This window comes from Nocardia sp. NPDC004860, from assembly GCF_040609015.1.
Taxonomy (GTDB): domain Bacteria; phylum Actinomycetota; class Actinomycetes; order Mycobacteriales; family Mycobacteriaceae; genus Nocardia.
Window position 1 is genome coordinate 472,828 of record NZ_JBEXJI010000004.1, and the last position, 19,346, is coordinate 492,173.

At 68.3% G+C, this 19,346-nt stretch carries 20 protein-coding genes; 14 read left to right on the forward strand and 6 right to left on the reverse strand.

Annotation, left to right across the window (positions count from 1 at the left end; all coding sequences use genetic code 11):
- Nucleotides 1-108 precede the first annotated feature (108 nt).
- The 9 genes from ABZV44_RS12540 to ABZV44_RS12580 all read left to right on the forward strand — a co-directional run bounded on the left by ABZV44_RS12540 (nt 109) and on the right by ABZV44_RS12580 (nt 8,741).
- Nucleotides 109-1,404 (forward strand): NAD(P)/FAD-dependent oxidoreductase, encoded by a 1,296-nt coding sequence (locus ABZV44_RS12540; protein WP_354835187.1) that lies wholly within the window; start codon nt 109-111, stop codon nt 1,402-1,404.
- 78 nt (nt 1,405-1,482) lie between these two features.
- Entirely contained in the window at nt 1,483-2,100 is a 618-nt protein-coding gene (locus tag ABZV44_RS12545; protein ID WP_354835188.1) for a PadR family transcriptional regulator, read from the forward strand.
- A gap of 79 nt (nt 2,101-2,179) precedes the next feature.
- Nucleotides 2,180-3,202, forward strand: coding sequence for an ATP-binding cassette domain-containing protein (locus ABZV44_RS12550; RefSeq protein WP_354835190.1), 1,023 nt, complete (start codon nt 2,180-2,182; stop codon nt 3,200-3,202).
- A complete protein-coding gene (locus tag ABZV44_RS12555) occupies nt 3,199-3,960 on the forward strand; it encodes an ABC transporter permease (RefSeq protein ID WP_354835192.1) in 762 nt (253 codons plus the stop codon). Before ABZV44_RS12550 ends, ABZV44_RS12555 begins: the two co-directional genes overlap by 4 nt.
- A 70-nt stretch (nt 3,961-4,030) precedes the next feature.
- Nucleotides 4,031-4,720: an SDR family oxidoreductase gene (locus ABZV44_RS12560; protein WP_354835194.1), complete on the forward strand. Its 690-nt coding sequence runs from the start codon at nt 4,031-4,033 to the stop codon at nt 4,718-4,720.
- Nucleotides 4,717-5,922, forward strand: coding sequence for an S-adenosylmethionine:tRNA ribosyltransferase-isomerase (locus tag ABZV44_RS12565; protein WP_354835196.1), 1,206 nt, complete (start codon nt 4,717-4,719; stop codon nt 5,920-5,922). Before ABZV44_RS12560 ends, ABZV44_RS12565 begins: the two co-directional genes overlap by 4 nt.
- A gap of 308 nt (nt 5,923-6,230) precedes the next feature.
- On the forward strand, nt 6,231-7,079 hold the full coding sequence (locus ABZV44_RS12570; RefSeq protein ID WP_354835198.1) for a GNAT family N-acyltransferase: 849 nt from the start codon (nt 6,231-6,233) through the stop codon (nt 7,077-7,079).
- Between the two features lie 6 nt (nt 7,080-7,085).
- Nucleotides 7,086-8,039 carry a lysophospholipid acyltransferase family protein gene (locus ABZV44_RS12575; RefSeq protein WP_354835200.1) on the forward strand — a complete coding sequence of 318 codons (954 nt, stop codon included), beginning with the start codon at nt 7,086-7,088 and terminating at the stop codon, nt 8,037-8,039.
- A gap of 75 nt (nt 8,040-8,114) precedes the next feature.
- Entirely contained in the window at nt 8,115-8,741 is a 627-nt protein-coding gene (locus ABZV44_RS12580) for a VOC family protein (RefSeq protein ID WP_354835202.1), read from the forward strand.
- 297 nt (nt 8,742-9,038) lie between these two features.
- Here ABZV44_RS12580 and ABZV44_RS12585 read toward each other — a convergent pair whose 3' ends face one another.
- The gene (locus ABZV44_RS12585; protein WP_354835204.1) at nt 9,039-10,094 is read right to left on the reverse strand and encodes a hypothetical protein; all 1,056 of its coding nucleotides are present in this window, start codon (nt 10,092-10,094) and stop codon (nt 9,039-9,041) included.
- On the opposite strand from ABZV44_RS12585, the gene ABZV44_RS12590 reads away from it, so the two are divergent.
- Both ABZV44_RS12590 and ABZV44_RS12595 read left to right on the forward strand, forming a co-directional pair.
- Nucleotides 10,067-10,687: a class F sortase gene (locus tag ABZV44_RS12590; protein ID WP_354835206.1), complete on the forward strand. Its 621-nt coding sequence runs from the start codon at nt 10,067-10,069 to the stop codon at nt 10,685-10,687. The two genes, ABZV44_RS12585 and ABZV44_RS12590, sit on opposite strands and share 28 nt — an antisense overlap.
- Before the next feature lie 223 nt (nt 10,688-10,910).
- Complete coding sequence (locus ABZV44_RS12595; protein WP_354835208.1) at nt 10,911-11,057, forward strand: hypothetical protein; 147 nt, start codon at nt 10,911-10,913, stop codon at nt 11,055-11,057.
- A gap of 64 nt (nt 11,058-11,121) precedes the next feature.
- On the opposite strand, the gene ABZV44_RS12600 is transcribed toward ABZV44_RS12595, so the two are convergent.
- From ABZV44_RS12600 to ABZV44_RS12620, 5 genes are all read right to left on the reverse strand, one after another.
- Entirely contained in the window at nt 11,122-11,586 is a 465-nt protein-coding gene (locus ABZV44_RS12600; protein ID WP_354835210.1) for a phage tail protein, read from the reverse strand.
- A gap of 104 nt (nt 11,587-11,690) precedes the next feature.
- The gene (locus tag ABZV44_RS12605) at nt 11,691-12,326 is read right to left on the reverse strand and encodes a glyoxalase (RefSeq protein WP_354835212.1); all 636 of its coding nucleotides are present in this window, start codon (nt 12,324-12,326) and stop codon (nt 11,691-11,693) included.
- 65 nt (nt 12,327-12,391) lie between these two features.
- Entirely contained in the window at nt 12,392-12,988 is a 597-nt protein-coding gene (locus ABZV44_RS12610; RefSeq protein ID WP_354835214.1) for a TetR/AcrR family transcriptional regulator, read from the reverse strand.
- Nucleotides 12,989-13,393: 405 nt separating this feature from the next.
- A complete protein-coding gene (locus tag ABZV44_RS12615) occupies nt 13,394-13,585 on the reverse strand; it encodes a hypothetical protein (RefSeq protein ID WP_354835216.1) in 192 nt (63 codons plus the stop codon).
- Nucleotides 13,586-13,848: 263 nt separating this feature from the next.
- Complete coding sequence (locus ABZV44_RS12620; RefSeq protein WP_354835218.1) at nt 13,849-14,715, reverse strand: helix-turn-helix domain-containing protein; 867 nt, start codon at nt 14,713-14,715, stop codon at nt 13,849-13,851.
- Nucleotides 14,716-15,469: 754 nt separating this feature from the next.
- Between ABZV44_RS12620 and ABZV44_RS12625 the strand changes: the two genes are divergently transcribed.
- The 3 genes from ABZV44_RS12625 (at nt 15,470) to ABZV44_RS12635 (ending at nt 19,264) form a co-directional block, all read left to right on the forward strand.
- Nucleotides 15,470-16,690, forward strand: a complete 1,221-nt coding sequence (locus ABZV44_RS12625; RefSeq protein WP_354835220.1) for a hypothetical protein — start codon at nt 15,470-15,472, stop codon at nt 16,688-16,690.
- Between the two features lie 46 nt (nt 16,691-16,736).
- On the forward strand, nt 16,737-17,534 hold the full coding sequence (locus ABZV44_RS12630; protein WP_354835222.1) for a murein transglycosylase: 798 nt from the start codon (nt 16,737-16,739) through the stop codon (nt 17,532-17,534).
- Between the two features lie 77 nt (nt 17,535-17,611).
- The gene (locus ABZV44_RS12635; RefSeq protein ID WP_354835224.1) at nt 17,612-19,264 is read left to right on the forward strand and encodes an alkaline phosphatase family protein; all 1,653 of its coding nucleotides are present in this window, start codon (nt 17,612-17,614) and stop codon (nt 19,262-19,264) included.
- The last annotated feature ends 82 nt before the right edge of the window (nt 19,265-19,346 follow it).

Sequence of the window (19,346 nt, forward strand, 5' to 3'; positions counted from 1 at the left end):
TTCTCCAATTCATGATCAACGTAGATAAGAGTCATCTTGATTATGCGCCCTGACACGTGGAACAACCGCGTTCCGAATCACGGTTAGTCATGACGGAAGGGAGCAGTCATGCAGTACGTGGAGGCGGGTATCGAAACCGCCGATGTCGTCATCGTCGGATCGGGCTTCGGTGGTCTCGCCGCTGCGAAGCAGTTGAACAAGTCGGGTGTCCGTTACGTCCTGATCTCGGGTACGCCCGAGCACCTCTTCCAGCCACTCCTCTATCAGGTCGCGACGGGTGTGCTGGCCTCGGACGAGATCGCGCCTCCCATGGCCAATATCCTGCGCAACCACAAGAACGGCGAGGTGCGGCTGGGCAAGGTCACCGCCATCGACGCCGCCGATGCGGTACTCACCTATGAGACATCCGAGGGTCCGCGCCGGATCCGGTACGGCAAGCTCATCGCCGCCACCGGCGCCAGCCAGTCGTACTTCGGCCGTGACGACTTCGCGGACAAGACGTTCTCGCTCAAGACCATCGACGACGCCCGCAACCTGCGCGCGCAGATCCAGCGCGTCTTCGAGCAGGCCAAGGATGCCGACCCCGAGACCCGCCGCCGGTTGCTGAGCTTCGTGGTGGTCGGCGCGGGCGCGACCGGCGTCGAGGTCGCCGGTCAGTTGAAGGAGCTCGCGAAGAGGTATTACCACCAGGAGGACACCGTCACCCTGGTGGAGGGCGCGGGCGTGGTGCTGCCGCCCTTCGGCGGGGGGCTGTCGGAATACGCCAAGGAGTCGCTGGAGCGCAGCGGCGTCGAGGTGCTGGTCGACACCTTCGTCACCGATATCGAGGACGGCAAGGTCACCGTCAAGAGCAAGGACGGCGTGGAGCGCCGGATCGCCGCCGAGACCGTGGTGTGGTCGGCGGGCGTGCAGGCCGGCGGCTTCGCCCGGGTGCTGGCGGAGGCCACCGGCTGCGAGACCGACCGCGCCGGCCGCCTGCTCATCAATCCCGACTGCACCGTCGGCGGCCACGCCGACATCTTCGCCATCGGTGACATGACCTACCTCAACGGCTACCCCGGCCAGTCGCCGGTGGCCATGCAGGAGGGCCGCCACGTCGCCGACATCATTCGCGGCAAGAAGCCCGCGGCCACTCCGTTCAAGTACTGGGACAAGGGCTCGATGGCGGTGATCAGCCGCTTCAGCGCGGTCACCAAGCTGAACGACAAGGTCAAGTTCACCGGCCTGATCGCCTGGGTGGCCTGGCTCGCGGTGCACATCTACTACCTGGTCGGCTTCCGCAACCGCTTCGCCGCGGTGCTGTCGTGGCTGGTCGCCTTCATCGGCAGCGGCCGGCCCGGCTTCAACGAGGTCGAAAAGGCCTCGGCCGCAAAGACTCCGGAGAAGTCGCCGGTAGCGGCCTGACCGCAGGAACGAAACGAGCCGCCCGGCGAGAGCGCCGGGCGGCTCGTTCCCGTTGTGGGGCAAGGTTAACCTGCGACTATGGCTGTTCCTACAACTCGATTGCTGGTGCTGGCGGTGGTGCGCCTGCTCCAGCCCGTGCACGGCTACGACGTGCGCCGCGAATTGCTGTCCTGGCATGCCGACGACTGGGCCAATGTGAAGCCCGGGTCGGTGTACGGGGCGCTGAACACGCTGGAGCGGGACGGTCTCATCTCGGTGGAGGGTGTCGGGCAGGAGGGGGCGCGGCCGGAGCGGCGCACGTATCGGCTGACTCCGGAGGGGGAGAAGGAATTCGGCGAGATGCTGCGCGAGTCGTTGTTCGCGGCCGACCAGCTCAAGCATCCGTATTTCGCGACGGTGTCGCTGTTTCCGCACGCGCCGAAGGTGGATGTGATTGCGGCGCTGCGCAGCCGGATCCTGCAGTTCGAGTCGAATCTGGTCTATCTCGAGCGCGAGGAGGAGCGGATTCTGGCCGGGAGCGGGGATCCGCGGGAGGCGGAGCCGCATCATGTCGCCGATGCGATCAATCTTGCTGCGGCACATGTGCGTGCGGATCTGGAGTGGTCGCGCCGGACCCTGCAGCGGATCGAGAGCGGGGAACTGGATGCCTGGTCGGGGACCATGGGCGGGGCCCCGGTCCCGCCTCCGGTGAAGTAGTGTCGCCGCTCCCGGCGAAGTACTCAAGTTTTAATAGTCAAGCTTGACTATCTGGGTGGGTCGTTTCTACCGTTGAGGCGTGGAAACGACATCACCCGTCCGCGGCGCACCCACCGACCCGGTCATCCGGGTCCGTGGGCTGGCCCGGACCTTCAAGACCAAAACCGGTGACGTGCAAGCGGTCACGGGTATCGACTTCGACGTGCGCTACGGCGAGATCATCGGACTGCTCGGCCCCAACGGGGCCGGCAAGACCACCACCCTGCGGATGATCTCGACGCTGCTGGCCCCCACCGCGGGCGAGGCCACCGTGGTCGGCGCCGACCTGCGCGCCGAGCCGCGGACGGTGCGCTCTCGCATCGGCTATGTGCCGCAGGGCGGATCGACCAATGAGACCGAATTGGTCGAGGACGAATTGATCCTGCAGGCAAGGCTTTTCGGGCTGTCCAGGGCCGAGGCCAGGCGCAATGCCGCCGACCTGGCCAAGGCGCTCGAATTCGACGGGCTGGAACGCCGCCGGTGCGGGCAGCTCTCCGGCGGGCAGCGCCGGCGGGTGGACATCGCGCTCGGCCTCGTGCACCGGCCCACGCTCATCTACCTCGACGAACCCACCACCGGGCTGGATCCGCAGAGCCGGGCCAACCTGTGGGACCACATCCGGCGGCTGCGCGACGAAGGCACCACCGTCGTACTCACCACCCACTATCTGGAGGAGGCGGACGCGCTCTGCGATCGCATCCTGGTGATGGACCACGGCACCATCGTCGCCGAAGGCACCCCCGACGAGCTGAAGCGGCGCATCTCCGGCGACGTGATCAGCCTCGAAATCGCTTCCGGCAGCGCCGATCTGGCCTTGGATGTCGCCGCCGAGGCGCTCGAACTGCGCTCCCGGCTGCGCACCGAGGGCCACGAGAACGGCCATGCCGGAAAGAGTCTCGTGCATCTCACCGTCGAACACGGTGACGCCGCGGTGGTCCCGCTGCTGCAGGCGCTCGGTGACAAGGGCATCACGCCCGGTTCGCTCACCGTCAAGCGTCCCAGCCTCGACGATGTGTTCCTCACGCTCACCGGGCGTTCACTCCGGGAAGGAGACCGGTCATGACATTCCTGCGCGACACCGGACTGATCTACTGGTCCCAGGTCCGGGCCAATCTGCGCAATCCGGTCTGGGTGATCATCGGCCTGATGCAGCCGATCATCTATCTGGTCCTGTTCGGTCCCCTGGTGAAGGGCATCGCCCCGTCATTGGGCCCGGGCGCGGATCCGTGGAAGATCCTCACCCCGGCGCTGGTCATTCAGATCGGTTTGTTCGGAGCATTGTTCGTCGGCTTCGGCATCGTGGCCGAATGGCGCGCGGGCGTGATCGAACGGCAGCGGGTGACTCCCGCCTCGCGCGGCGCGCTGCTGCTGGGCCGGGTACTCAAGGACATGACGGTGCTGCTGGTGCAGGCCCTGGTGCTGGTCGGGGTGGCCACGGCGGTCTTCGGGCTGCGGCCGAATCCGGCCGGCCTGGTGCTGTCGTTGCTGCTGATCGCGGTCATGGGTGCGGGGCTGGCGTCCGCGTCCTATGCGCTGGGCCTGTGGGCGCGCTCGGAGGACACCCTGGCCTCGCTGCTGAACTCGGTCTCGGTGCCGATCATGCTGCTGTCGGGCATCCTGCTGCCGATGACGGTGGGACCGAAGTGGCTGCAGGACATCGCGAAGGTGAATCCGTTCTCGCACACCGTGGACGCGGCGCGGGCGCTGTTCCGCGGTGACTTCGGGGCGCACGAGGTCTATGTCGGCACCGCCGTCACCATCGTGGTCTCACTGCTGCTGATCCTGGTCGCCTCCCGCAGCTTCGCCCGGGAGAACGCCTGACCCGGGCGGCTCTTCGCTGCCGGCGAAAAGTTGTTGACCTGAACAGAGGTTCAGGTTTCACGATGGCTGTATGCCTGAAAACACGAAAAGGGCCCTGATCACCGGGGCGTCGGCGGGCTTCGGCCGGGCGGTCGCGCTCGCGCTCGCCGAACGGAATTGGGAGCTGATCCTCGTCGCTCGCGGCGCGGATCGGCTCGACTGGGTGCGGGCCGCGACCGGCGCGCACGCCATCGCGGGAGATGTCGCCGACCCGGCGGTGCGCGAGCGCATCGCCGAGTCCGTCGGCCCCGGCCGGCTGGACCTGGTGCTCAACAACGCCAGCGCACTCGGCCCGAGCCCGCTCCCGACCCTGGACCGCTACCCGCTGGACGAACTCGCCGCCGTCCTCGACACCAATGTGATTGCACCCCTGGCGATTCTGCAGCTCACCCTGACCGCACTCCGGGCCTCCGACGGCGTGGTGGTGGACATCAGCTCCGACGCCGCCGTCGGCGGTTACCAGGGCTGGGGCGGCTACGGCGCCTCCAAGGCCGCACTGGACCAGCTCACCAATGTGCTCGCCGCCGAGAATCCCCAGCTGCGCGTCTACAGCTTCGATCCCGGCGACATGCGCACCGAGATGCACCAGGCCGCCTTCCCCGGTGAGGACATCTCCGATCGCCCCGAGCCGGAAACCGTTGTGCCCGCGCTGCTGCACCTCCTCGAGTCGCGCCCGCCGAGCGGCCGCTACCTCGCGTCCGAACTGTCGGTGGCGTCATGACCCTCGGTATGGAGGAGCTCGCGTTCACGCTGCCCGACGAGCTGTCGGCGACCAGCCCGCCCGAGGCGCGCGGCCTGGCGCGTGACGAGGTCCGGATGCTCGTCTGCGACGCCGGGACGGTCACCCATGCGCGGTTCCGGGAACTGCCGAGATTCCTGCGCGCCGGAGACCTTGTGGTGGTGAACAATTCGGCCATGCTCAGCGCCGCGGTGGACGCGCGGTACGGCGATGCGGCCGCGGTGCTGCACTTCTCGACCTGGCTCGACGACGGGCGCTGGGTGGTCGAACTGCGCGACCCCGCGGGCGTGCCGTGGCGCGGGCGGGCGCTGAAACCGGGTGCGCGCATCACCCTTCCGGCCGGTCACATCGCCACCGTGCGCACCCGCTGGCCGCGCGGCAGCGACCGCTTGTGGGCCGCGGACATCGAAGCCGCGTCCGAGCATGCCGGCGTCGGGAATCCGACTGCCGCTGGGGTCCGTGGTGCCGCCGCTGCGGGACGCGGTGACGCCGCAAGGACCGGCAGCGCAGCAGTGGAGGACGACCGGGTGGGTGGCGGACTGGCCGAGAAGCGTGCCGACCACGGGGTCGATCGGGCGGAGGCGGATGTGCGGGCGCTGCTCGCACGGTACGGCCGTCCGATCTCCTACTCCTACCTCACGGGGCGGTGGTCGGCCGCCTACTATCGGACGGTCTTCGGGCTCGAGCCGGGCAGTGCCGAAATGCCCAGTGCAGGGCGGCCTTTCACCGAGGCGCTGGTGACCGAGCTGGTGGCGGGCGGGGTGGGGTTCGCGCCGATCACGCTGCACACCGGGGTGTCCTCGCCGGAGTCCGGGGAGCCGCCGAGTCCGGAGCGGTTCGCGGTGCCGGAGATGACGGCGCGGCTGGTCAACGCCACGCATGCGGCGGGCGGCCGGGTGGTGGCGGTGGGCACCACGGTCACCCGGGCGCTCGAAACCGCCACCGTCGCAGACGGTCTGGTACGTCCGATGGCCGGTTGGACCGAGCTGGTGCTCGACGGGGATCGTCCCGCGCGGGCGGTGGACGGGCTGATCACCGGCTGGCACGCGCCGGGCGCCTCGCATTTGCGTCTGCTCGAATCCGTGGCGGGCGGGGCGGTGGTGCGGGAGGCGTACCGGGTGGCGCTCGACTCCGGGTATCTCTGGCACGAATTCGGCGATTCCGCCTTGCTCTTCCGGAACTGACTGGTTGTCGTTCCGGAAGTGGACCCCCGCGATGCAAGGCTCACCCGGTGGGCGTAGGCTGATTTCTTCCGCGTTGCCGACCGCTCGCGGACGCGGGTCCGGGCTCGCCGCAACGTCTTACGGGCTCGGCGCGCGGCCTTCCAGAGCCGCCGGTACCCCGCCGGGATACGAGCATTTGTCCTGGTAGAGAACGTTGCGAGGCGGCCGGATGAACTCCCGGTGCGGTCTGCGTCGCGTTCACCGGACTGGCATCGCAAGGTAATCCGGCGGTCGCTCCAGCGCAGTCTGGGACTGGCTTGATCAAGCCTATGACCACCATGGCAGCGTCGAATTCCAGCCTGCTGGCAGCCGCGTCGAAGCCCGCCCCGGAAGCGCCCCGCACCACCGGACGGTCCCAGTACTCCCTGGTCGTCTCCTCCGATGCCGAGCACCGCGAGGCCGCACAGCGGCTGCGCTACCAGGTGTTCGCCAATGAGCCGGGCTTCACCATTCCCGACAACGGAACCGGCCTGGACGCCGACCGTTTCGACGACCACTGCGATCACCTGCTGGTGCGTGACGAGCTCACCGAGCAGTTCGTCGGCTGCTACCGCATGCTGCCCCCGGACAAGGTGACCGCCGCCGGCGGATACTACACCGCCACCGAATTCGACTTGGCCGCACTGGATCCCGTCGGTCACCGGATCGTCGAGATGGGCCGCGCCTGCGTGGTGCCCGATCACCGCAACGGTTCGGTGCTGACGCTGATGTGGGCGGGCATCCTGCACTACATCCAGCTCACCGGATACGACTGGGTGATGGGCTGCGTCTCGGTACCGATGCGGATGACGCCCGAGGACGAGCCCGGCGTGAACGTGCGCGGCGTGCGCGACATGCTGCTGCGCAAGCACGCGCTGGAGGCGGAACGCCATGTGCGCCCGTACAACCCGGTGGTGGTGGACGGCCGCACCCTCGACGAGCTGGCAGCTCCCGCCCGCCCCAAGCTACCCCCGCTGCTGAGCGGCTACCTACGCCTGGGCGCGCAGATCTGCGGCGAGCCCGCCCACGACCCGGACTTCGCGGTCGCCGACTTCGTCGCCCTGCTCGGCCTCGAGACCATCAACACCCGCTACCTGGAGCGCCTGCAGGGCGCGGCCAACAGCCTGGATGCCCGGTGATGCCCCATGATGCCCGCACTGCTCTCCCCGGAGACCGGATCGCTCTCGTGCCCGCCGGCCGAAGCCTCCGCCCACGCCTGGATGCCCCACAGTCCCTGCGGCTCTTCGTGTGTCGACGCTTCCGCTGAGGCGGGCACGCTGCGGGTGGCCGCCCGGATCGCCGGCATCGCCGGGGTCCTGCTGAGCTTCCCGATCGCGCACTACGCCACCCCGCGCCGCCGTCGCGCCGGGCTGCAGCGCCGCTATGCGCGAGCCCTGCTGGCCTGCTGCGGAATTCGCGTCCGCATCGTCGACAACCGCGCCCCCGAGGACCGTCGCGAGGGCGGTGTGCTGATCGCGGCCCGCCACATCGGCTGGACCGACATCGTGGCCCTCACCGCCGTCGAGCCCATGTCCTTCGTGGCCCGCGCCGACCTGGTCGAGTGGCCGATGCTCGGCGATGTCGCCAAGCGGGTCCGCGTCATCCCGATCGAGCGTGAACGCCTACGGCAGCTGCCGTCGGTCATCGCGACCATGGCCGACCGCCTGCGCGCCGGCGAGCGCGTCACCTTCTTCCCCGAGGGCACCACCTGGTGTGGCCGCGCCCACGGCAGCCTGCGTCCCGCCCTGTTCCAGGCCGCCATCGACTCCGATACCCCGGTGCAGCCCATCCGCCTGCGCTACCTCGACCGCGCCGGCGACCTGTCGACCATTCCCGGCTTCGTCGGCATCGACTCGCTGGCCGACTCGTTCCGCCGGGTCCTGCGCTCCAAGGGCGTCGTCGCCGAGATCGCTCTGCAGCCGCAGCTGCTCCCCGACACCGACCGCCATGAGCTGGCCCGACGCTGCGAACAGACCCTGGAGGGCGACACCGTCGCCCGCGCCTTCACCGACGTCATCCACGGCTCCGAGCATCTCGAGGCCGTCGGCACGGGTGCGGTCCGACGTGCGGAGACACCGCGGGCGACCGCCGGGAAGTGACTCGCCCGCGAGTGGCCCGGGACTGATCAGGAATCGAGAAGCGCTGGTCAGTGGCGCGACCGTAGCGTTGCTGGCATGACTTCCATCGAGAGCATCACCCTCGACGTCGCGGACGTCGACGCCGCGGCCAGCTTCTACTCCACCGCGTTCGGGCTGGACTCGCAGCTGCTGGGCTTGCGAGCCACCCAGGAGCCCAGCACCGGATTCCGCGGGTACACGCTCTCGCTGACGGTGGCACAGCCGGCCGACGCCGACGCCTATCTGGATGCCGCGCTGGCGGCGGGCGCGACCGCGCTCCGGCCCGCGGCCAAGTCGATGTGGGGTTACGGCGGCGTGGTGCAGGCCCCGGACGGCGCGATCTGGAAGGTCGCGACCTCCGCGAAGAAGAACAGCGGTCCGGCGGCCAAGCGCTTCGACTCCATGGTGTTGCTGCTGGGTGTGGAGAACATCGGCGCGAGCAAGCGCTTCTATGTCGATCACGGGCTGCCGGTGGCCAAGAGCTTCGGGCCGATGTACGTGGAGTTCGACACCGGCTCGAGCCCGGTGAAGCTGGCCCTGTACAAGCGCCGCGCCCTGGCCAAGGACTCCGGGGTCTCCTCCGACGGCAGCGGGTCCCACCGCCTCGTCGTCGGCGGCGCGGCGACCTTCACCGATCCGGACGGATTCGCCTGGGAGACCACGTCCCAGCATGCCGCCCGCTGATTCGTCACCGTTGTCGCGGGCGGTTGACAGCCGTACCGGAATGCCGTCGGTATCGTCGGCGAAGCGGAGCAAATTAGGGGCTTCGGGTGGGGACTCGGTGCATTAGGGACTTGTGCAGGCGTCCAGTTTCAAACGTGCCTGAAACGGCATAGTTCTCGCGGTCAGGGGCGACTTGTCGGTAACACACCAACCCGTCTGTTCGACGGGAAGGCAACCGAACAACAACGTCTGGAAGCGAATTCGAAAATGTCGGCTAGGACATTCCCGGTCATGGTGATCGCCGCGGCCGCAGTCGCACTATGGGCGCCGCTGGCCGGCGCGGACCCGACCGCGACGACACAGCCCGCCCCGGGCGCCGGCCTCGGTGTGGACGTCGGCATCGGACCCGGCGGGGTGAACGTGGGCGTCGACGTCCAAGGCGGAGGCGGCGGCAATGCCGGTGCGTCCGTCCAGCCGAGCGCCGGCGCGAATGCCGGTGGTGGTGTGCAGGTCGGCGGTGGCGCGCAGACCGGTGGCAATGCCGGTGGTGGTGTGCAGGTCGGCGGTGGCGCGCAGACCGGTGGCAATGCCGGTGGTGGCGTGCAGGTCGGTGGCGGTACGCAGGTCGGCGGTGACGCGAATGGTGGCGTGCAGGTCGGCGGCGGTACGCAGACCGGTGGCAATGCCGGTGGTGGCGTGCAGGTCGGTGGCGGTACGCAGACCGGCGGTGACGCCAACGGTGGTGTCCAGGTCGGTGGCGGTACGCAGGTCGGCGGTGACGCGAATGGTGGCGTGCAGATCGGCGGCGGTACGCAGGTCGGCGGTGACGCGAATGGTGGTGTGCAGGTCGGCGGCGGCGTCCAGACCGGTGGCAATGCCAACGGTGGCGTGCAGATCGGCGGCGGTACACAGGTTGGCGGGGATGCCAATGGTGGTGTGCAGGTCGGTGGCGGTACGCAGATCGGTGGCAATGCCGGTGGTGGCGTGCAGGTTGGTGGCGGTACGCAGATCGGTGGCAATGCCGGTGGTGGCGTGCAGGTTGGTGGCGGTACGCAGATCGGTGGCAATGCCGGTGGCGGAGTACAGGCCGGCGGGAACACCGACATCGGCGGCAGCGCACTGGGTGGCATCGATCTGGTGACGGCCGGAGCCGCGGCGGCCGGTGCGGACACGGTGTACGGCATGGCGATTCCGGTCGGTGCGACCACCGGCATCCCGGGCGGCACGGCGGTCACCGACCAGGTTCCGCCGGGCGGCTACGTGATCCCCAAGGGCGCGCCCGAAACCGGCGCGGGCGGCATGGCCGCCCAGGTGAGCGCGCAGTGAGCATCGCGAAGGGAAACGCCGTGGGCGCGTTGAGAATCCGTAGACCACTACGCGGTGCGCTCATCGCCGTGGTGGCGATCATCCTGGCCCTGGTGACCGGTTGTTCGTCCTCCGGCGCAACCCATTCGGCCGCGAGCACGACCACCGCGGCCGCGTCCGCCTCCGGGGTGAAGACGGCGGCCGCGATCAGCCGGTCCACTCCGGTGTCGTTCGACATCGCCTCGATCAAGGCCTCGGGATCGCTGATCGCGGTGGGGCTCAATGCCGATGGCTCGGTCCAGGTGCCTTCCGACTACCTGCAGGCCGGCTGGTATCAGCAGGGTCCCGCGCCGGGCGAGCAGGGCTCGGCGGTCATCCTCGGCCACGTCGACTCCTACAAGGGCACCGGCGTCTTCTTCTACCTGAAGAAGGTGAAGCCGGGCGACATGATCGACGTGAAGCGCGCGGACGGCAAGACCGCGCACTTCAAGGTCACCGATGTCCGCATGTACCTGAAATCCCAGTTCCCCGACCAGCTCGTCTTCGGTCCCCGCGGCGGCGCGACGCTGCAGGTGGTCACCTGTGGCGGCCAATTCGACCAGGCTGCCAAGAGTTACGAGTCCAACGTGGTGGTCTTCTCGTCCCTCGATTCGGTGACCTAGCCGCGCTCGGGGCGCGCGGCGGTCCTGTGAGTCTGCTGTGGCCCCGATTGTCCGAATGTCGGCGTGTCGCGCTGTCGCGTCCGGTGCGACTCGGCGATGTTGTTGGCAGAGAACAGATTTCGGCGCATCGTGGTGCGGCAGATCGCGCCACACCGGACTTGCCGGTGGTGACACCGATTGGCTACGTTCCCGTGCGCACCATTCGGATCGACCGACAGCGGAGGTGGACATGCAGACCTTTGCGCAGAACCTCGGAACGATCGGCAACGACGCGTTGTCGATCGGGCAGGGAATGCTCGTGATGCTCACCGACATCATCGGTATGGGTGGCACCGGCTACGCCGGCGCCGGTCAGTACCCGTTCGGCTGATCGGGCAGTGGCCGAACCGTCCCGCAGGTCTTCGTCGGCTGCGGGGCGGTAAGGCCCACCGGGGTCAGTACTCGCCCTTGATGACGAAGTACGAGCCGCGAATGGTGCCGGCCAGCTTCGACTTCTGCCGCGCGAACTTGAATTGCGAGGCGAGCTCCGCGGGGACTTCCATCCCGTCGGAGAGCTTGAACCCGACCGCTCGCTTCTTGGCGTCGTCGACGGTGTACATCACATTGATCGACAGGCCGTTCTGATAGAACACGTAGGCGATTCGAATGTCCTCGACCTGGAAGGCCGTCGCCTCGAGGGGCTTCGAGGAGATGACGAGGGACCGCTCCTCCGCGAGGATCCGGTTCACCCACTCGATGGTCTCCTGGGCATCCTCCGCGGGCTCCACCGTGAAGACGTGGTCGTACTTGTTCTTGAAGTACCGGGCCTCGTTCGCCCGCAATCCGGCGAGCGCGGGTGCGACCGGCGACGACTCCAGTCCCTCGGTCGAGACGTTCACGAAGTCAACAACATACGGCATGGCTAATTCCTTCACACGAATGTCCGATCAGGCCGGACGGTGCTCTCGGACAGGCCGCGGTAATCCTAGTCGCGCCCGCCCGGCCGATCGGTAACCCGAAGGCGTCACGGGCGTTTCGCGGATGCTTCCCATTCGAAGCCGTCCGGATCGACGAACGAGGTGGTGGCGCCGCTGACCACGATTCCGTGCGGGCCCGAGCCGGTCGGCGGCACGCCCGCGTCCTTGGCGGCGGCCGCGAGGGGGTACATGGCGAGCTTGACGGGAGAGTCGGGGAGGGCGAACTCGACGTACTTGCTGCCGAAGCTCTTCGAAACGGTGAGGCCGCGGTCGAGGTAGAACTGCTTGCTGGCCTTCACGTTCTCGACCCCGAGCAGCAGGACGACGCTGTCGACCTCGCGGGTGGCGGGGCCGGTGTTCTTCTTCTGGGAGGTGGTGACCTTCCAGACGGTGCCGTCCGGGCCCTGGATGACGGCGCCGTAGCCCCAGAGGCTCTTCTTGGCCGGCTTCAGGATGGTGAATCCGTTCTGCAGCGCGCCGGCGATGAGGTTGTCGGCGGTGCCGGGCTGGGTGACGACCAGGGACAGCATGAATCCGCGGAAGCCCTCCGCCGGGGCGGTAGCGGGACGGAAGGTCAGCCTGGCGCCGAGGCCGAAGGCGGCTTCATAGGCGGCCGCGGTGGCGGCGGGGTCGGCAGCCTCGAGGCTGACATTGATTTCGGTGGTGGTGGCGGTGTTCGTCATGCCGATAACGCTAAATTTCGGCCCGGCCGGCGACATCCGTGCCGACCACGGATCCAGCCACGGATTCAGGGTCGGTGGATGCCGAGGTTGGCGAAACGCTCCAGCAGCACCGTCAGGTGCACACCGATGGACTCGGTGCGCAGGCGGTGACTGCGCGCCAGCGTCACCAGGCCGTGCAGGGCGGCCCAGAACACCTCGGTGTCGGTGTCGGCGTCCGGATCGATGCCGCCGGGGGATGCCCTGATCACCGACCGCATTTCGTCGAAGGCGCGGCGTAACTGCTCGGGCGTCTCGGCGCTGCCGAAGGCGAGATCGGTGGCCTGGACGAACATGGCGTCGTAGAGCGCCGGCTGGGACAACCCGAATTCGACATAGGCGGTGGCCAGGGCGCCCAGGCGCTGCCCGGGGGTCTCGCGCCCAGCGCCCGCGGCGTGCAGATCGTCGGCCAGCTCGGCGAAGCCCTGCACGGCCACCGCCGCCGCGATGGCCTCCATGCTCGTGAAATGGCTGTAGAGCACGGGCTGGCTGTACTCGATGCAATCGGCCAGCCGGCGCGTGGTCACCGCCGCCCAGCCATCGTCCTCGGCGAGTCTGCGCGCGGTGTCGATGATCAGCTGACGCCTGGCGGCTCGTTCCCGCTCGCGCCGTTGCTGGATCGTCATGGCGTCTTCTGAATCGTCATCGCCTCATCGCATCGGCCGTAAAGTTATCTAGCTACCGCCTCTGAATATAGAGGCGACATGAATTCTACCATCGCTAGAAATCGTCGCCGGTGAGCAGAAGGAGCCATTGTGGGTTACCCGATGTTGCCGGAAGTGCGTGCCCTGCAACGGACTTGGGATTCGGTCAGCAATCCGCGCGCCGCACTGCAGACCTCCCGGCGCTGTCGTTGTTCGTCCATGCCGTCGCGGGCTGTGACGAGCCATCCGTCCGACGGGGAAACACACATGCGGACAAGAGAACTCGGCGCCCAGGGCCCGACGGTCTCCGCGCAGAGGCTCGGCTGTATGGGCGTGAGCGTCGCCTCCGGCGCGGCCGACGACCGGTGCGAGGTCACCGCTCGGCCATCACCTGGCCTTGGTCGTGGACGGGGTGGTGGTCGGCACATCGATCACATCCGGTATCTGGCCACCGCCGAAAACCGGTACCGAGGTCGTCGAAGTCGGCGGGGTGAGCGGACTGCTGTGGTGGCTGCCGCAGCCCGCGAGGGCCACCGCCGCCAGCGCAATCGACGCCACTGTGATCAGGTGCTTGGGCACGTATCGACCTTCCGTGTGGGATCGGTCGCGGCCGCGCCCCACACCACCCCATTGCCCATGTACCGGTGCGTGTGCGGTCGACCGCGTTGAAAACCAGGGCCGGTCCGCGAGTCGGTGCCGGCCGCACCGAATTCTGGTGCACCCGGCCCGGCGCTGCACCACCGGTGTCCGAGATCGGCACGCCTGGTCCGCAGTCTGGCACGATCGGAACCCCCGGGATGGGTGCGGCGGGAACGTGTTCGGTGTGGTCGATCCGGTGCGGGCTACGCGCCCGCATCGCGCGGTGCGGTGCTCCGGATCACATGGACGAGGTCATATGGGCGCATCGGCTGGGTCGGGCGCAAGGATCGGTAGGTATACCGATCGACCGTGCCCTGCTCCAGGTTTCGCACCAATAGTGCGTCGCCGTCCTGTTCGTCCTCGACCGGGTTGGTGGCGAAGAATCGTTTGAAGTCCTTCGGCGATCGCGAATAGCAGGCGTTGAAGATCTCGTCGAGGCGCTGCTGCGGAACGATGCCGGGACCCATGACCCGCAGGGCATGGATCACGCGAACGGCGACGTCGCGCCAGTTGACCAGCAGTTCTCGTGCTGCGTCGGTCATGATCCATTCGACCAGATTGACCGGGCGCGCCGGACCGAGGCCGGCCGGCGTCAAGCTCGGAATCAGCCGGCGCGCGGGTCCGTTGGCGGCGACGACATCCAAATGGGGGAATCTGATGAAAAAGGCGGGCCCGCAGAACGATTCGAGATGAGCGAGATCCTCGCCGCCGATGGTCCGGGGCCATGGTTCGGTGCGCAGCGTATCCATGTCACCGAGCGCGAGCGACATGATCTTGCGCAACATCCAGTCCGGTGGATTCAGCGCACGGCACCAGGCCGCCAGACCATCGGTGCTCGGATTGCGCAGACCCGCCTCCCACTTCCGCAGGGACGACAGCGTGGTCGACGCGGCCAGGGCCACCTCCTCCTGGGTCAATCCCAGCGCCTCACGCTGCCGGCGGAGATAGCCCCCGATCTCGGGTCGTTCGCAGACCCACGAGAGCTGCCCGGCGCCGCGACGGACCTGGGTGGGTGGGATCGGGGGAAACGCCGACTGGCCGGGGTGGGGGAGCGGTGCGGCGATCTGCACGGCCAGCCTCTCTATCGAACGTCCTGCGAAGCCTTGCGCGGCCGAGCGGTGTGAATCGGATTCGCTGAAGAACTTTTACCCGACGGGCCGAAACGGCGCACTGTCGGAAAGGTCACAGCGTTCGCAACATGAATATTCGCTGATGCCAACGGTTTTCCGACACCTTTCATGCACCGTTTGTTCATTGAAGTTTGGGTTATGGGGCAAAATCGTGAACAGGGCTCCAAAGCTCATATGTCGTGCCGCCTGGTTGTGCAGGCGATGGGTGTGGGCGTTCGGACGGAAGGTGTGACAATTTGTGTCGCTCGGTCAATCGTTCAGCTCGCGTTCTGGCGTCGCTTTCGGCGTGAAATATGTTTTGGTACAACGTATTTGGTGATATCCGGCAGAAGGGTCGAGTGGGCGACTCGGCGCGCCTGATCGGTGGTTGCTGCCTTTTTCCTGGCCGACGGGTGCTACTGCGTCCTTCGATGTGCCGATTGGCTGATCCATCCCGCCGGTAGTGTTCGATTCCACTGTTGCACAGAGATTTATGCCTGATCCAGGGCATGTTGTCGCTGCTGTGTTGCGGGGCACCGGCGAGTTATGGTGTGCGGTGCGGGGCTGAGTTGCATGCTGTCCGAGTGCATTGCACAGTCTTGGTCGCCAGAAAGCCGTTTCGCAACGAGTTTTGAATTTCCGGCCCCGGTGGCCATCCAGTTCGTCCTCCGCATGGGCGCTGGTGCGGCGACTTATCGCGGAGAAAGAATCCACAGTGGGGACAGCCTTGGACAGCAACGAACCCGATCGGGACGAATCGGACACGTCCGAACCGGCCATCGAGCCGAACGCCGATGCCGTCGATGCGGTGCCGACCGAATTCATCGAGGCCCCGGGGGAACTCGCCGAGACCGAGGCCCCGGGGAAATGGCAGCTGATGGCTCGCCTGATCGCGTCGCGTCCTGTCCGCCGCCATTTGCCGAAGGTGGCGGCCGGTGCCGCGCTGGCGAGTCTCGTCGTCGGCGTGGTCGCCGCGGCCGAAACGCACGGTGCCGATCCGGCGGCGACCAGTGCCGCGTCGACCGAAGCGGCGAAGGTACCGGATTCGCAGAGCTACGCCGATCTGACGGCAGTGCAGCCCGGGTCGACCATGCCGGAGATCGGTCTCGCCGACAGCTCACTGACTCCGAGCGACGTTCCGGTCCCCACCGACGGCTCCACACCCGACGCCGCGGGCGACCCGGTCGCCGCGACCGATCCGGGCACCGATCCCGCGTCCGCGACAACGGATCCCGCCCAGGAGACCACCACCCCGGATGCGACCACCAGCGCCCCCGTCACGACCACGGATACGCCGGTCACGACCACGGATACGCCGACCGCGACAGCCGCGCCCAGCCTCTCCATCGACGCGAGCGCGACCCTCTCGTTCCAGGCGGATCAGTCTTCCGATCCGGGCCAAACCGTTTCGCAGTCGGTGACTCCCACATCGGACCCTGCCGCCACCACAACGACGGTCACGGTGACCACCGACCCCTCGACGACGACCACTATCGTCCCGTACACCACCACGATTCCGGTCACCACCACGGCCCCGGTCACCACGCCCCCGTCGACAACGACGACGGTTCCGGTGGCCACCACGACCGCGGCACCCACGACGACGTCGCCGGTGACGACCACGGTTCCCGTGACGACCACGCCCGCGGTGACGCCCGCCCCGGTGACGACGACCGCCCCGGTGACGACGACCGCCCCGCCGACCTCGCCCCACTGCATCGCAGCGCCGCCGCGGAATCAGATGCAGCCGCTGGCATCCCCGACCCTCGCGCATCCGCCGACCGTGAAACCGCAGCCCGCGCCGCCGGCCGCCCCGGCGCCGAAGCCACCCGTGCCCGCGACCTCGAAGCCCCCGGTGCCCGCGACCTCGAAGCCGGCCGCGCCCCCGGCATCCAAGGCGCCGACACCCCCGCCCGCCCCTCGTCCGTGCGGCTAGGCGCACGGAACGAAACATTGTGCGCACCAGTGAATTTCGCGGAACCATGACGAATTCGTACCTGCCCGGCACGGGTGGCCGGGCGCTGGGCGGGGCTCGGTTGCCCCTGTTCATCGCCGCGGTCGCGCTCACCGTGGCCGGGTGTGCCGCAGGGCCGGGCCGGGCGCCGGAACCCGCTCCTCCGGGCTCCGGCGGCCCGATCCCGAAAATCCGGCTCGACGCGATGGACAACAAGCTCGACCAGCTCCGCGAGTGGGCTCGCCCCCGGGCCGACAAGGACGGCATCCCGCTCCGCGCGCTGGAGGCGTACGGATACGCCACGGTCGTGCTGGCGAAGGCCCAGCCCGGCTGCCACCTCGGCTGGACCACGCTGGCGGGGATCGCCCGCGTGGAAAGCGATCACGCCCGTTTCGGCGGCGCCACCATCGCGGCCGACGGCCTGGTGCAGCCGCCGATTCGCGGCGTGGCCCTCAACGGCACGGGCGGCAATGCCGTCATCCTCGATCCCGCCTCGACCGCCCGGGCCGGACGCACCGTCTACGCCCGCGCCATGGGCCCGTTCCAGTTCATCCCGGACACCTGGAAGCACTGGGGCGTTCGCGCCGGTGCGGACTATCGCACCCTCGCCGATGCGCTCGAGGCCGCCAAACCCGTTGCCACCGGCGACCTGTCGGGCAACCCGGACAATATCGACGACGCCGCGCTGGCCGCGGGCCGCTACCTGTGCGCCGCCGGCGGCGATCTGGCCACCGCCGCGGGCTGGCGGCAGGCCATCCTCGCCTACAACCATTCCTCGGTCTATGTCGGCCAAGTGCGCACTGCCGCAACTGGTTACGACGCCTGATCGCTGTCCTTCGAGTCACTTCATTCGCAATAACGCCGTGACACAAGAGTTCTGTGTCGCGTAATCAGGAGGAATCCATGTCCCGTAAGAGCATTCGGGTCGCCGCTGCCGCCGGTGCGGTGGCGCTGGTCTGTACCGGTGCCGCTATCGCCCATGCCGCCCCCGGCGGCAAGACCGGTCAGGGCAAGGACGCCGACCACGTGCTGCTGATCTCGATCGACGGAATGCACCAGGCGGACCTGGCGTGGTACGTCGAGCAGCATCCGAACTCCGCGCTGGCCTCGCTGGCGAACAACGGCGCCGAGTACACCAACGCGCAGACCACCAACCCGTCGGACTCCTTCCCGGGCATGATCGCGCAGTTCACCGGCGCCACCGCGGGACAGTCGGGCGTCTACTACGACGACACCTTCAATCACGACCTGCTGCCCGCCGGCACCACCGACTGCGCCCACACCCCGAAGGGCGCCGAGGTCGCGATGACCGAGGCGATGGACAAGAACCAGAACTCGATCGACGCCGGCCAGGGCCTGGCGGGCCTGCCGGGCAGCATCCTGGGCATGACGGGCAACCCGGCTTCCCTGCTGAACCCGGCGGCCATGCCGGTCGACCCGGCCACCTGCAAGCCGGTCTACCCGAGCCAGTACCTCCAGGTGAACTCGGTCTTCGACGTCCTGCACGCCGCGGGCAAGCTGACCGCCTGGTCGGACAAGCATCCCGCCTACTCGATCCTCGAGGGCAAGGCCGGCAACGCCATCGACGACCTCTTCACCCCGGAGATCAACTCCAATTCCCCGATCGCGGGCCAGGACTGGACCAAGGACGACAAGTCCACCCAGCAGTACGACGGCTACAAGGTGCAGGCCGTCCTCAACGAGATCGACGGCTACGACCACGGCCACACCAAGCAGGTCGGTGAACCGGCCGTCTTCGGCATGAACTTCCAGACCGTCTCCGTCGCGCAGAAGCTGCCGACCTCCGACGGCATGACCGGTGGCTACCAGGCCGACGGCGTGACCCCCGGCGCGCTGCTGTCCGGTGCGCTCGACTACGTGGACGGCCAGCTGGGCAAGCTGCTCGGCGAGCTGAAGACCAAGGGCGAGGACAAGAACACCACCGTCATCGTCTCCGCCAAGCACGGCCAGTCGCCCACCAAGCCGAGCGACCTGACCCGCATCGACGACGGCCCGATCATGACCGCCCTCAACGCCGCCTGGAAGGCCGAGCACCCCGAGGCCACCAAGGACCTGGTCGCCTTCAGCGTGAACGACGACGCCATGCTGCTGTGGCTGAACGACCGTTCGCAGGCCGCCGCCGATTTCGCCAAGCAGTGGCTGCTGGCCAACAACGGCACCGGCAATGACATCAGCGGACACCCGAAGGCGTACACCAAGTCCGGCCTGACCGAGGTGCACGCCGGCACCGGCGCCGCCTCGTACCTGGGCGCCCCGGAGAACGACCCTCGCCACCCCGACCTGGTCGGCGTCGCACAGGTCGGCACCGTCTACACCGGTGGCAAGGGCAAGATCGCCGAGCACGGCGGCGCGAACCGGGCCGACCGCAATGTCCCGCTGATCGTCTCCGGCCCGGGCGCCAAGAAGACGGTCGTGACCGACGCCGTGCAGACCACCCAGATCGCCCCGACCATCCTGAAGCTGCTGGACGAGAACCCGCAGAAGCTGGATGCCGCCAAGGCCCACGGCGTGCGCGAACTGCCGAACCTGGGCTGATCCGATTCGGATCACGCGACCACGACGGCCCGCCGGTCCGCCCCGGCGGGCCGTTCCGTGCCCGGCCGCGCGGGAGAACCAA

Coding starts and splice junctions, on each gene's coding strand:
- ABZV44_RS12630 (WP_354835222.1), top strand. CDS start 16,737: ATGACGAATTCGTACCTGCCCGGCACGGGTGGCCGGGCGCTGGGCGGG.
- ABZV44_RS12600 (WP_354835210.1), bottom strand. CDS start 11,586: ATGCCGTATGTTGTTGACTTCGTGAACGTCTCGACCGAGGGACTGGAG.
- ABZV44_RS12610 (WP_354835214.1), bottom strand. CDS start 12,988: ATGACGATCCAGCAACGGCGCGAGCGGGAACGAGCCGCCAGGCGTCAG.
- ABZV44_RS12575 (WP_354835200.1), top strand. CDS start 7,086: ATGATGCCCGCACTGCTCTCCCCGGAGACCGGATCGCTCTCGTGCCCG.
- ABZV44_RS12565 (WP_354835196.1), top strand. CDS start 4,717: ATGACCCTCGGTATGGAGGAGCTCGCGTTCACGCTGCCCGACGAGCTG.
- ABZV44_RS12635 (WP_354835224.1), top strand. CDS start 17,612: ATGTCCCGTAAGAGCATTCGGGTCGCCGCTGCCGCCGGTGCGGTGGCG.
- ABZV44_RS12605 (WP_354835212.1), bottom strand. CDS start 12,326: ATGACGAACACCGCCACCACCACCGAAATCAATGTCAGCCTCGAGGCT.
- ABZV44_RS12580 (WP_354835202.1), top strand. CDS start 8,115: ATGACTTCCATCGAGAGCATCACCCTCGACGTCGCGGACGTCGACGCC.
- ABZV44_RS12570 (WP_354835198.1), top strand. CDS start 6,231: ATGACCACCATGGCAGCGTCGAATTCCAGCCTGCTGGCAGCCGCGTCG.
- ABZV44_RS12540 (WP_354835187.1), top strand. CDS start 109: ATGCAGTACGTGGAGGCGGGTATCGAAACCGCCGATGTCGTCATCGTC.
- ABZV44_RS12560 (WP_354835194.1), top strand. CDS start 4,031: ATGCCTGAAAACACGAAAAGGGCCCTGATCACCGGGGCGTCGGCGGGC.
- ABZV44_RS12545 (WP_354835188.1), top strand. CDS start 1,483: ATGGCTGTTCCTACAACTCGATTGCTGGTGCTGGCGGTGGTGCGCCTG.
- ABZV44_RS12555 (WP_354835192.1), top strand. CDS start 3,199: ATGACATTCCTGCGCGACACCGGACTGATCTACTGGTCCCAGGTCCGG.